Annotated in this window: 13 protein-coding genes; 5 read left to right on the top strand and 8 right to left on the bottom strand. The window is 58.9% G+C overall.

All coding sequences use genetic code 11. The annotated features are described in order from the left end of the window. Nucleotides 1-109: 109 nt before the first annotated feature. Both KZH41_RS11655 and KZH41_RS11650 read left to right on the top strand, forming a co-directional pair. Nucleotides 110-460 (top strand): hypothetical protein, encoded by a 351-nt coding sequence (locus KZH41_RS11655; RefSeq protein WP_242155441.1) that lies wholly within the window; start codon nt 110-112, stop codon nt 458-460. Nucleotides 461-511: 51 nt separating this feature from the next. After that, a complete protein-coding gene (locus KZH41_RS11650; protein WP_242155440.1) occupies nt 512-892 on the top strand; it encodes a hypothetical protein in 381 nt (126 codons plus the stop codon). 51 nt (nt 893-943) lie between these two features. On the opposite strand, the gene hemB is transcribed toward KZH41_RS11650, so the two are convergent. The 3 genes from hemB to KZH41_RS11635 form a co-directional block, all read right to left on the bottom strand. After that, nucleotides 944-1,918: a porphobilinogen synthase gene (hemB, locus tag KZH41_RS11645; protein ID WP_094952561.1), complete on the bottom strand. Its 975-nt coding sequence runs from the start codon at nt 1,916-1,918 to the stop codon at nt 944-946. A 116-nt stretch (nt 1,919-2,034) separates the two neighbouring features. After that, nucleotides 2,035-2,877, bottom strand: coding sequence for a PhzF family phenazine biosynthesis protein (locus KZH41_RS11640; RefSeq protein WP_263274853.1), 843 nt, complete (start codon nt 2,875-2,877; stop codon nt 2,035-2,037). Between the two features lie 18 nt (nt 2,878-2,895). Next, nucleotides 2,896-3,594: a glutathione S-transferase N-terminal domain-containing protein gene (locus tag KZH41_RS11635; protein ID WP_094952559.1), complete on the bottom strand. Its 699-nt coding sequence runs from the start codon at nt 3,592-3,594 to the stop codon at nt 2,896-2,898. A 254-nt stretch (nt 3,595-3,848) separates the two neighbouring features. On the opposite strand from KZH41_RS11635, the gene KZH41_RS11630 reads away from it, so the two are divergent. Next, the gene (locus KZH41_RS11630; RefSeq protein ID WP_263274852.1) at nt 3,849-4,550 is read left to right on the top strand and encodes a histidine phosphatase family protein; all 702 of its coding nucleotides are present in this window, start codon (nt 3,849-3,851) and stop codon (nt 4,548-4,550) included. Between the two features lie 47 nt (nt 4,551-4,597). Then, on the top strand, nt 4,598-5,653 hold the full coding sequence (locus tag KZH41_RS11625; RefSeq protein WP_094952557.1) for a permease: 1,056 nt from the start codon (nt 4,598-4,600) through the stop codon (nt 5,651-5,653). Nucleotides 5,654-5,784: 131 nt separating this feature from the next. On the opposite strand, the gene mnmH is transcribed toward KZH41_RS11625, so the two are convergent. From mnmH to KZH41_RS11605, 4 genes are all read right to left on the bottom strand, one after another. Next, nucleotides 5,785-6,888: a tRNA 2-selenouridine(34) synthase MnmH gene (mnmH, locus tag KZH41_RS11620; RefSeq protein ID WP_094952556.1), complete on the bottom strand. Its 1,104-nt coding sequence runs from the start codon at nt 6,886-6,888 to the stop codon at nt 5,785-5,787. Next, nucleotides 6,888-7,922: a selenide, water dikinase SelD gene (selD, locus tag KZH41_RS11615; protein WP_094952555.1), complete on the bottom strand. Its 1,035-nt coding sequence runs from the start codon at nt 7,920-7,922 to the stop codon at nt 6,888-6,890. The genes mnmH and selD overlap by 1 nt, the downstream gene beginning before the upstream one ends. Nucleotides 7,923-8,017: 95 nt before the next feature. Continuing rightward, complete coding sequence (locus KZH41_RS11610) at nt 8,018-8,767, bottom strand: TerC family protein (protein ID WP_094952554.1); 750 nt, start codon at nt 8,765-8,767, stop codon at nt 8,018-8,020. A gap of 28 nt (nt 8,768-8,795) precedes the next feature. Continuing rightward, nucleotides 8,796-9,047, bottom strand: a complete 252-nt coding sequence (locus KZH41_RS11605; protein WP_094952553.1) for a hypothetical protein — start codon at nt 9,045-9,047, stop codon at nt 8,796-8,798. A 134-nt stretch (nt 9,048-9,181) separates the two neighbouring features. Here KZH41_RS11605 and nhaR point away from each other — a divergent pair, with 134 nt between their 5' ends. Next, nucleotides 9,182-10,084 carry a transcriptional activator NhaR gene (gene nhaR, locus KZH41_RS11600; protein ID WP_094952552.1) on the top strand — a complete coding sequence of 301 codons (903 nt, stop codon included), beginning with the start codon at nt 9,182-9,184 and terminating at the stop codon, nt 10,082-10,084. A 3-nt stretch (nt 10,085-10,087) separates the two neighbouring features. Here the strand turns inward: nhaR and KZH41_RS11595 are convergent, their stop codons facing one another. Beyond that, a complete protein-coding gene (locus KZH41_RS11595) occupies nt 10,088-11,242 on the bottom strand; it encodes an MFS transporter (protein WP_094952551.1) in 1,155 nt (384 codons plus the stop codon). Between the last annotated feature and the right edge of the window lie 171 nt (nt 11,243-11,413).

The raw sequence follows: 11,413 nt of genomic DNA, 5'->3' as shown, positions 1-11,413 counted from the left end.
ACTCGCGAGACGAGCAAAATACAGCCAAAAAACAAGATACAAACAAAAAATCAAACAACAAACCCAGAATCACTCATACCAAATCATAAATATGAAAAGACAGCCGAGCATGGAAATAATCCGTGGGTTACTGTTCACTTACGACATTGAAAACACAGATAACTTAGAAAGAGAAAAACTTATCTCTTCAAAAGACCCAAATAACGAAAAAGAGCTTATAGAGATCTTTGACGCACTGACAAAACCAGAATTTCTAGCTTATACAGCCCTTGAACAAAAATGGTTTATCTCCTCTATCAAGCACTACCTATCAAAGAATGATAACTTCGACGCCATCTTCAAAACGATGGCAACCTATTTTAGCTCCCCCATAACGCACCAACAAAGCTTTATGCAAACCCTTCTAAGCCGACTAAAAAAATACAACAAGCAAAAGAATAAGACCCAACTCACTATTTAATTACAAAACCCGAAAATATTTAATAACGCACTTTTCAATTATGGATCACCGATGAAACCCCGTAAAATCACTATCATCAAAAACGGCATACGTGAAAGCGCAATCCTCGAATACGAAGGAGGCAAACCTACCCTTTATCTACTTCTAGGTAATGAGCCCCAAAAATCCTACACCGCCTTGGACCTGTACGGCTGCTTCGGCTTAATGAGGGCAGACTTGAAAGATATAAAATTTCTATGCAAAGGATCAAAAATCAACGTCCACACATCAGGAATGTCTTCGCAAATGTCTAACGGCCTAGTCGCCTACGAGCTGACTATGGGAGTTCCGGACGGTGAACTTGTGCATATTTTCTCTTATGAAGAAAGTAATCTCACCAACGACATACAGGAGCAACACGACTTCTGCCAGCGCTGGGCAGAATCGGTGTAGATGTAGCCCCGAGACGAGCAGTTCCGCTCGCCACAGGACTACAACCCGATATCAAATCCCCGCCAACGCCAAATCCATCGCAAAGTACGTGAAAATCAAATCCGCCCCCGCGCGTTTGATCGACCCCAACGTCTCCCGCACCACGCGCGCCTCATCAATCGCGCCCGCCTGGGCACCGAATTTGATCATCGCGTATTCACCACTGACCTGATACGCCGCCACCGGCAAGCGCGAGGCTTCGCGGATGTCGCGGATGATGTCGAGGTAGGCACCGGCTGGTTTGACCATCAGCGCATCCGCGCCTTCCTGCTCATCGAGCAGCGATTCGCGCACGGCTTCGCGGCGGTTCATGGGGTTCATCTGGTAGCTTTTACGGTCGCCTTTGAGCGCGCTGCCGCCTGCTTCGCGGAACGGGCCGTAGAGGGCTGAGGCGAATTTGGTGGAGTAGGCCATGATCGGAATATGCGTGAAGCCGGCATCGTCCAGGGCGCGGCGGATCGCTTGGACTTGGCCGTCCATGGCGGCGGAAGGCGCGATGACGTCAGCACCGGCGCGGGCGGCGGCCACGGCTTGTTTGCCGAGGTTGACCAGGGTCGCGTCATTGTCGACATGGGCGCCGTGCATCACGCCGCAGTGGCCGTGGTCGGTGTATTCGCAGAAGCAGGTGTCAGACATCACGATCATTTCCGGCACGGCGTCCTTGATGATTGAGGACATGCGCGAGACCAGGCCGCGTTCTTTCCAGGTGTCGCTGCCGTTGGCGTCCAGGTGGTGGGACACGCCGAAGGTCATGACTGACTTGATCCCGGCGCGGGCATAACGCTCGATCTCACCGGCCAGTTTCTTTTCAGGAATACGCTGCACACCCGGCATGCTGGTGATGGGGACGAAGTCGTCGATTTCTTCTTCGACGAAGATCGGCAGCACCAGGTCGTTGAGGGTGAATTCGGTTTCCTGGAACAGACCACGCAACTCCGGGGAGCGGCGCAGGCGGCGTGGACGGGCTTGGGGGAACTGGCTGGTCATGGCTGTCCTAGGTTGCGGCAGAAATAGTTGGGGCGAAAGCTTATGCCCCTTGGCCCCGGCAGCACAAACGCCGAGGGGCCAATAGTGTATTGCGCAGCCCGTAACAATTCATTGATCTAGAGCTGTACGCGCCCTTCGATGCACACCGAAACGGCGCCGCCGATCCAGATTTCATCACCGTGGCGATCGACGCGAATACGCCCGGCGCGCCCAATGGCCGTACCTTGGCTGACTACGTAGCGGCTCGGCGCAAGGCCTTCACCCAGTAACCATTGGGCAATGCCCGCATTCAGGCTGCCGGTGGCCGGGTCTTCCTGGGCGCTGTCGCCCGCGATAAATGCGCGGACTTCGAAGTGCGTGCCCACAGCGTCCCTCGTCGGGTCACAGGGCGCGATGACGCCAATGGCCAACCCATGCAGTTGCGAGTAATCCGGCTGCAGCGCCAGTACTTGTTCGCGATCGGCGAGCATTACTGCCAGCCAGTCCGCGCCATTGTCGACCCATTGGCTACGCACAATGGCGTCGGGTGCCAGGCCGAGCCCCAAGCGCACGCGTTCCAGCAAGGGCGCTTCAACGGCACCGCTACGCAACAACGGCGGAGCTATAAAGGCCAGCTCATCGCCTTCGCGACGGATACGCACCAGGCCGATTTCGCACTCTTGGATAATCTCCTCACCTTTGGGAACGCCCCCCGCTTGCAGCCAGGCATGGCAACTGCCCAGCGTCGGGTGGCCGGCGAATGGCAGCTCTTTGAGCGTGGTGAAAATTCTCACCCGGTAGTCCGCTCGTGGGTCGCGCGGTGTCAGCAAAAACGTGGTTTCGCTGAGGTTGGTCCAGTTGGCGAAATCGGCCATTTGCTGGTCGGTGAGGCTGTCAGCCCCCAACACCACCGCCAGTGGGTTGCCCTTGAGCGAAACGCTGCTGAATACATCCAGTTGCTTAAAATCGAAAGTCGGCATATTTCAACGCTCTTGGGGTCAGGCAGGTATGTTCAGGCCACGGATCACCGCCGGACGTGCGACAAAGCCGTCCAACGCGCGCAGTACGTTCGGGAAATCGGCAATGCCTACCAGGTCGCCGGATTCGTAGAAGCCGATCAGGTTGCGAATCCATGGAAAGGTAGCGATGTCGGCGATGCTGTACTCGTCGCCCATGATCCAGGTGCGGCCCAGCAGGCGTTTTTCCAACACATCCAGCAAGCGCCGGGACTCGGCCACGTAGCGATCACGAGGGCGTTTATCTTCGTAGGCCTTGCCGGCAAATTTGTTGAAGAACCCCACTTGGCCGAACATCGGCCCGATACCGGCCATCTGGAACATCAGCCATTGGAGGGTTTCGTAACGGGTGGCCGGGTCTTCGGAGAGCAATTGGCTGGTTTTCTCCGCCAGGTAGATCAGGATCGCGCCTGACTCGAACAGCGCCAATGGCTGACCGCTCGGACCATTGGGGTCGATAATCGCGGGGATTTTGTTGTTGGGGTTCAGCGACAAGAACTCAGGCGAAAACTGGTCCTGAGTCTCGAAACTGACCTTGTGCGCTTCATAAGGCAAGCCCAGTTCTTCAAGCATGATGGATACTTTGACGCCGTTGGGCGTAGCCAACGAATACAACTGCAAACGCTCCGGATGCTGGGCAGGCCATTTGCTATTAATCGGGAAAGCGGCGAGTGCGTTCATCAGAAAATCCCCAGGCGCAAAGCTCACATAATAACCACCTACCCAGCGTCGTGCATGGGTCATCATTGCGCAACATTGCCACGCTAATCTGGCGCGCAGGCGAACCAAAGTGGCTATATGCACTCTTAACTGCGCCATCACGGTGAAAGGAGACACCCTGTTACAACGACATGGAAAAACCGCAGGGCGCCGCATGCGTCGCTGGGGCCGGGCTTTTCCGCCTTAACCCGATGCACTGAAGACTCGAACCTACAATGAGAATCAAGCCTTTGTGCCTTGCTCGTCGCCTTAAACGTTACTCATACATCGTGTTGCCGCTGCTCGTGGTCGGCGGCGCGATCGGTCTGACCCTGGAATCACGAATCAGCAGCGCCGGGCCGGTAGACGGCGTACAAACCCTGGTATTCCTGCGCCACGGCGAAAAACCCGCCGGCGGCCTCGGCCAGTTGAACTGCCAAGGCCTGAACCGCGCCATGAACCTGGCCACCGTACTGCCGCAAAAATTCGGTAATGCCAACTATGTGTTTGCCCCCAACCCGACGCGCAATGTCGAAGAAGGCGAAAAGGACAATTCGTACAGCTACATTCGCCCGTTGATGACCATCAGCCCTAGCGCCATCAAGCTCGGCCTGCCGGTTAACATCAAATTCTCGGCCAACGACACCAGCGACCTCGCTGACGAGCTGGTGGAAGACAAGTACCACAACTCGATCATCTACACCGCCTGGTCCCACGGCTACCTGCCGGAGCTGATCAACAAGGTGGCCAGTGAAGCCTCGGGTGAAAAACACACCATCACCGACGATTGGTCAGGCAGTGACTTCGACACCTTGTATGTACTGACCTTGACCTGGCATAACGGCAAGGCCTCGCTGCTCAGCCGCAACTACAAGCAAGGCCTGGATAACGGCCAGCAGACGTGCCCGGATGCAACGCAGACCGCTGCGGATATCTGACACAGGCGTATGATGCCCCGCTATTGAACCCTCTGCGGACCTGCACCATGCCCAACCTCATCTCCACCCAGCCCAACCGGGGCTGGTCGTTCTGGTGGAAACCAGCGCTGTTCCTGCTGGTGGCCTGCATCGGCCTCTACTACGTGAAGTGGTCGCCCTATTACCTCAAGGCGTTCGTGGCAGCGGATAACCACAGCATCGGCGCCTCGATTCTCAATGATCAGCAAACCGCCCCCCTGACGGCCGCGCTGGCCTATGCCCAAGTGTATTTCCTAGCCATCTGGAAGGCCGCCGTGCTGGCGGTGATTCTGGGTTCGCTGCTGCAAGTGTTGATCCCCCGCGACTGGCTGCTGCGCCTGTTTGGCCGCGCCGGCCTGGGTTCGACCCTGCGCGGCGGGCTGTTCGCCTTGCCGGGCATGATGTGCAGTTGCTGCGCAGCACCGGTGGCGGCGGGCATGCGCCGTCAGCACGTATCGGTAGGCGCCGCACTGGCGTTCTGGATCGCCAACCCGGTCTTGAACCCGGCGACGCTGGTGTTCATGGGCTTTGTGTTGGGCTGGGGCTTTACCGCGTTGCGGTTGGTTGCGGGGATTGTACTGGTGGTCGGCGTGTCCCTGGTGGCACAGCGGATTGCCCGACCCGATCAGGTGCCCGAAGCCGCTTTAGACGCGGTAGCCGACGCTAGCCTGAGCGAATCGCAACCGTTCCTGAGCCGTTGGTTGCGTACCCTGTGGCAGTTGTTCTGGAGCACGATCCCGGTCTATATCCTCGCCGTGCTGGTGTTGGGTGCCGCGCGGGTCTGGCTGTTCCCCCATGTCGACGGGGCCATGGCCAACAGCCTGATGTGGTTGGTACCGCTGGCCATCGTCGGCACACTGTTCGTGATTCCTACAGCAGCTGAGATCCCTATCGTACAAACCATGATGACTCTGGGCATGGGCACCGGCCCCGCCGTGGCCTTGCTGATGACCCTGCCCAGCGTGAGCCTGCCGTCACTGTTGATGCTGCGCAAGGATTTCGATGCGCGGGTGCTGGTGACGGTGGCCGGGCTGACCATGCTGGTGGGTGTGGTGTGTGGGTTGATTGGGGCGGTGATTCTTTAGTTTTCAGGTGAGGCTGAGGGCCTTATCGCAGGCAAGCCAGCGCCCACTTTTTGACCGCGTTTCTACAGAATGAACGCGGTCAAAAATGTGAGAGCAGGCTTGCTCGCGAAAAGGCCCTTAAACCCACTCCATTATGCTGACCTGGCAATGCGCTCGCGCAGGTACTCCACCACCGCGCTCTGCTCGCCCGCAAACTCGATCCGCGCGCCTTTGCTTTCACGCTGGAAGGCGTACATCGGGTCGTAGTACTCGCGCAACAAGCCCTCGATCCACACCCGATGCAGTTCCACCGCACCGCTGCGGGCCTGCTCGGCCAAAGCGTCCTGCAGGATTGCCTGCAACCGCTGGAAGCGCTCGCCGCCCAGGCGTTTGTGGATATTGGCCAAGCTCTGGGTCAGGCGTTCGGCAAACAGCGCCTGGCCATTGTCGCCAAATACCTGGATGAACTCGGCGCAGAGGTCGACCACGTAATCGCGCAGGATTCTTTCGACGCGGCCTTCAATACTGTCTTCCAACCACACCATTGGAAATGTCTGCATGCCCTTGTGCAACGGCAAGGGCAGCGCGCAACTGCCGATCGTGCGACTTTCGTCCTCGACGACAAACTGCTCGACGCCGGCCGCGCGTCTTTTGAGCAGGTCCACGGCCAAGCGGTTTTCGAAGTCGATGTTTGAGGGTTGTGATGTCGCGCGTTTGCCGAAGCTGGAGCCACGATGGTTGGCGTGGCCTTCCAAGTCCAGGGCGTTGCGCAGTTGGCCGAGCACTTCGGTCTTGCCGGTGCCGGTCATGCCGCCCAACAACACGAAATCACACTCTGCCGTGGCGTGCTCCAGCGTCTCCAGCAGAAAGGTACGCATGGCCTTGTAGCCACCGCCCACCCGCGGGTACTCGATACCGGCTTCGGTCTTCAGCCATTGCTGCACGATCTGCGAACGCAGACCGCCGCGAAAACAATACAAATAACCCTCAGGGTTGGCCTTGGCAAACTGCGCCCACTGCTCGATGCGCTCGGCCTTGGTCGCCCCGGACACCAGTTCATGCCCCAAAACGATTGCCGCCTGCTGGCCCTGCTGCTTGTAGCAAGTGCCGACCCGCTGGCGCTCGTCGTCGGTCATCAGCGGCAGGTTGATCACCCCGGGAAATGCGCCCTTGGTGAACTCGATTGGCGCGCGGGTATCCATCATCGGCCGGTCGTTGAGGAAGATGTCGCGGTAGTCGGTGATGTCAGTTGCCATCAAAACACCTCTACCGCGTGGGTCTGTCGCTCAACCAGTTCGCCGATTGGCTCAAGGCTCAGGCCCAGCTCGGCGGCCACCGTGTGGAATTCGGCGTCGCCCTCCGGGGTCACGGCAATCAGCAAGCCGCCGCTGGTTTGTGGGTCGCACAGCACGCGCTTGTGCAGTTCTTGCAGGCGCCCGAGCTTGCTCGAATAGCTGTCGAAGTTGCGCAACGTGCCACCGGGCATGCAACCCTGATCCAGGTAGTCTTCAACCCCCGGCAGGCGTGGGACTTTTTCATACTCGATGCGCGCTGTCAGGCCGCTGCCGTCAGCCATCTCCACGAGATGGCCCAGCAGGCCGAAACCGGTGACATCGGTCATGGCAGTAACGCCCGCCAACTTGCCGAAACGGCTGCCAGGCTTGTTGAGGGTGCACATCCAGTCGCGGGCCAGGCCGATGTCCGCCTCGCGCAACTTGCCCTTCTTCTCGGCGGTGGTGAGGATGCCGATGCCCAGCGGTTTGGTCAGGTACAGCTTGCACCCGGCGGTGGCGGTGTCGTTACGCTTCATATGGCGCTTTTGCACGATGCCGGTGACGGCCAGGCCGAAGATCGGCTCCGGCGCGTCGATGGAGTGCCCACCGGCCAACGGAATGCCGGCGGCGTCGCACACCGAACGGCCGCCACGGATCACTTCGCGGGCGATTTCCGGCGCCAGCACATTCACCGGCCAGCCCAGAATGGCGATGGCCATCAACGGATCGCCGCCCATGGCGTAGATATCGCTGATCGCGTTGGTGGCGGCGATGCGGCCGAAGTCGAAGGGGTCATCGACAATCGGCATGAAAAAGTCGGTGGTGGAGACCACGCCACGCTCGTCGTCGATGGCGTACACCGCCGCGTCGTCGCGTGAGGCGTTGCCTACCCACAGGTTGGGATCCAGGTTCTGTGCGCCGCTGCCGGCGAGGATCACTTCCAGCACCTGGGGTGAAATCTTGCAGCCGCAACCCGCGCCGTGGCTGTACTGGGTGAGGCGAATCGGCTCGTTCATGGTGGACCTCAAGGTAACAAGTGCGCAGATTCTATCAGACAGCAAAAAGCCGGCTGGGCGCTTGTTAGCTCAGCCGGCTTTTTGCGTTTCTAGCGTTACTGCCTGGCGGCGAGCAAACGCTGATGGCGATTGCGTCTTGCGATGTTCAAGCACTCAATCGCTGCCGAGAACGCCATGGCCGCATACACGTAGCCTTTTGGCACATGGGCGCCGAAGCCTTCGGCGATCAGCGTCATGCCGATCATGATCAGGAAGCCCAGGGCCAGCATCACCACGGTCGGGTTGTCGTTGATGAACTTGGCCAGCGGTTCAGCCGCCACCAGCATCACGATCACCGAGACCACCACAGCAATGATCATGATCGGCAAGTGCTCGGTCATGCCCACGGCGGTGATGATGCTGTCGATGGAGAACACCAGGTCGAGCAACAGGATCTGGCCGATGGCCGCAGCAAAGCCAATGGTCACGACGTTACTGACGGACTCCTTCTGCTCCGGCTCCGGGTCCATGCTGTGGTGGATCTCGGTGGTCGCCTTCCACACCAGGAACAGGCCACCGGCGATCAGGATCATGTCCTTCCACGAAAATGCCTGGCCGAAGATTTCGAACACCGGCGCCGTCAACTGCACGATAAACGCAATGGTGCTCAACAGGCCCAGACGTAACACCAGCGCCATGCTGATGCCGATGCGCCGCGCCTTGGCTCGGTGCTTCTCGGGCAATTTGTTGGTGAGGATCGAGATAAAGATCAGGTTATCGATGCCCAGCACGATTTCCATGACGATCAAGGTGGCCAGTGCGACCCAGGCGGTGGGGCTGGCAGCCAGTTGTAAAAGGTAATCCATAGGTCAGTCCTGACGTTGTGCTGGGGAGTTAAGCTTCTTTGCTGCTTGATTCAGATTCTTTTTGTTTCTGATCATCGTTTTTTTCCGGACTGATCAGGCCCTGTGTCGCTTCACTCAATGCCTGTTCGGCAGCTTTATGGGTTTCATCGATAGCCTGCTTGGCGGATTCGGTGGCCTTGCCCAGCACTTGCTGGGCGCTCTTTTCCACCTGATCACAGCCGCTGACCATTACCAATGAAAGCGCAAGCAACGACGCGGCGCCCAGAGAATTGAGTTTCATGATGTATTCCTCGTTAGAACCATTGGGTCCAAATAGTGGCCCCTCGATAGCGAGGCATTCTATGCACGCGAACACTTCAGGAAAATTCGTATTTTTTTCACGTATACTTCGTTTTTTACGAAGTGTAGCCCGCCATGCTCAATTACCGACAGCTGCATTACTTCTGGGTTGTGGCCAAGACCGGCAGCATCGTACGCGCCTGTGAGCAACTTAACCTCACGCCCCAGACCATCAGCGGGCAGATCAGCCTGCTGGAGCAAACCTTTGGTATCGCGTTGTTTCAGCGCGTCGGGCGCCAGTTGGAACTCACCGAAGCCGGGCGCCGCGTCCTGCCCTACGCCGAGCAGATGTTCCAGACCGGCAATGAGTTGGAGGCGTTGTTGCGCGCAGAGCCCAATGAACAGCAGATCCTGTTCCGGGTCGGGGTCGCGGATGTGGTGCCCAAGTCCATCGTGTACCGGCTGATTGCACCGACCATGGAACTGAGCGAGCCGATCCGCATCACCTGCCGCGAGGACAAACTCGAACGTTTATTGGCCGACTTGGCGATCCAGCGCCTGGACCTGGTAATTTCCGACAGCCCCATGCCCACGCACCTGGACATCAAGGGCTACAGCCAGAAACTGGGCGAATGCGGCATCAGTTTTTTCGCCACCCAGGCATTGGCTGACCAATACGGCGGCGATTTCCCACAGTGCTTGCAGGGCGCACCCTTGTTGATTCCGGGTGCAGAAACGGTGGTGCGCAGCCGCTTGCAGCGTTGGTTTGCCGAGCAGCAGATTCAACCGAAGATCATCGGCGAGTTCGACGACAGTGCCTTGATGCAGGCATTTGGCCAATCCGGCAGCGGGATCTTTATCGCGCCCAGCGTGATTGCCGATGAGGTGGTGCGCCAGTACGGCGTGGCGCTGATCGGCCAGACCGATGCGGTCACCGAGTCGTTCTACGCGATCTCGGTGGAGCGCAAGGTCAAGCACCCCGGCATCGTGGCGATTACCGAAGGGGCGCGACGCGAGCTGTTTACCGCCCTGCCCTGATGATCAGGCGCGGGCGGCGGGCGGTTTGGCAATCATCAGCCACAGCGCCAGCAGGATCGACACCAGGATAAACCCGGAGGCGGCAAAGCCCAGACTGCCAAGGCCGAGGGTGTCGATCACATGCCCGCCGACCATCGCCCCCAGGCCAATCCCCAGGTTGGCCCCGGCAATGTTCAACGAGGCGGCAAACGCCGGCGCATGGGGTGCGGCCTTCATCAAGCGCACGTGGCTGACCAGGAACATCGCCGCCTGGGTCACGCCCCACACCGCCATGGCCGCCGCCAGGCCGACCGGTGAGTGAATCGCCGGGACCAAGGCCACCATGCCCGCGATCATGAAGCCGCAGAACACCATGGACGCGATCAACGGGTGGCGATCCACTGCGCGCCCACCCAGGGAGTTGCCGATCAAGCCCACTGCGCCAAAGCCCATCAAGCACCAGCCCACCAGTGTGCCGTCGAAGCCGGCCAGGCGCTCGAGGATGTCCGCCAGGTAGGTGTAGGCGGTGAACATGCCGCTGAACACCAGGATCGACAGCAAAATATGGCCCTGCATCACCGGGTTACGCAGGATCTTGAACTGCGAGCGCAGCGTCACCTGATCGTTCTTCGGTTTTGTCACCGGCAGGTAGATGAACAGCAGCAACGCTTTGGCCAACGCCACGACGGCGAGGATGGCAAACGCGGTGCGCCAGCCGAACATGTCGGAAATCAAGGTGCCCACGGGGATGCCGAACACCGTGGCGCAGACGATGCCGAAACCAATCTTTTCGATGGCGCGCCCGGCGTATTCCGGGCCGACGATGTCCACCGCGGTTTCACTGGCCAAGGCCCAGAACACCGGCAACCCTAGCGCCGGAATCAACCGTGCAAAGGCCATCACCCAAATATTCGGCGCCAATGCCGCCACGGTATTGGCCACCCCGAACATGATCAGGATGCTGATAAACAGCCGTTTGCGTGGGAAGCGTGCGAAGTACGCCGTGAGAAACGGGCCGAACGCCGCCACGGTAAAGGCGAACAGGGTCACCAGCAGCCCGGCCTGGGACACGCTGACATGCAAGTCCCGGGCAATGGCCGGCAACAGGCCGACGATGATGAATTCTGTGGTCAGCACAGTAAAGCCGGCAGCCGACAGCAGCAGGATGGGAAACAGCATGAAAACTCCAGAAACGACGACATCAACGACAGCCCGAAGGGCTCGCTGACGGATAGGAAAGTTGAGAGGCGAGAATGTTAACAGAGTATGTCGGGATATGGCCAAAGCCTACGGCCGCGGTGACGGAATGTCGCACTGAACGGGACGCTTCCTACAGCATGTTAGACTTTG

Origin of the sequence: Pseudomonas sp. YeP6b (assembly GCF_025642995.1) — a bacterium.
GTDB lineage: Bacteria > Pseudomonadota > Gammaproteobacteria > Pseudomonadales > Pseudomonadaceae > Aquipseudomonas.
The sequence above is the reverse complement of the archived record's forward strand: the minus strand, read 5'-3'. Positions and strand labels throughout refer to the sequence as shown.

Bases quoted from the DNA above. Each gene is read 5' to 3' on its own strand.
- selD (WP_094952555.1), bottom strand. From the start codon at position 7,922: ATGAACGAGCCGATTCGCCTCACCCAGTACAGCCACGGCGCGGGTTGC.
- hemB (WP_094952561.1), bottom strand. From the start codon at position 1,918: ATGACCAGCCAGTTCCCCCAAGCCCGTCCACGCCGCCTGCGCCGCTCC.
- KZH41_RS11650 (WP_242155440.1), top strand. From the start codon at position 512: ATGAAACCCCGTAAAATCACTATCATCAAAAACGGCATACGTGAAAGC.
- KZH41_RS11635 (WP_094952559.1), bottom strand. From the start codon at position 3,594: ATGAACGCACTCGCCGCTTTCCCGATTAATAGCAAATGGCCTGCCCAG.
- KZH41_RS11640 (WP_263274853.1), bottom strand. From the start codon at position 2,877: ATGCCGACTTTCGATTTTAAGCAACTGGATGTATTCAGCAGCGTTTCG.
- nhaR (WP_094952552.1), top strand. From the start codon at position 9,182: ATGCTCAATTACCGACAGCTGCATTACTTCTGGGTTGTGGCCAAGACC.
- KZH41_RS11655 (WP_242155441.1), top strand. From the start codon at position 110: ATGGAAATAATCCGTGGGTTACTGTTCACTTACGACATTGAAAACACA.
- KZH41_RS11625 (WP_094952557.1), top strand. From the start codon at position 4,598: ATGCCCAACCTCATCTCCACCCAGCCCAACCGGGGCTGGTCGTTCTGG.
- KZH41_RS11610 (WP_094952554.1), bottom strand. From the start codon at position 8,767: ATGGATTACCTTTTACAACTGGCTGCCAGCCCCACCGCCTGGGTCGCA.
- KZH41_RS11630 (WP_263274852.1), top strand. From the start codon at position 3,849: ATGAGAATCAAGCCTTTGTGCCTTGCTCGTCGCCTTAAACGTTACTCA.
- KZH41_RS11595 (WP_094952551.1), bottom strand. From the start codon at position 11,242: ATGCTGTTTCCCATCCTGCTGCTGTCGGCTGCCGGCTTTACTGTGCTG.
- mnmH (WP_094952556.1), bottom strand. From the start codon at position 6,888: ATGGCAACTGACATCACCGACTACCGCGACATCTTCCTCAACGACCGG.
- KZH41_RS11605 (WP_094952553.1), bottom strand. From the start codon at position 9,047: ATGAAACTCAATTCTCTGGGCGCCGCGTCGTTGCTTGCGCTTTCATTG.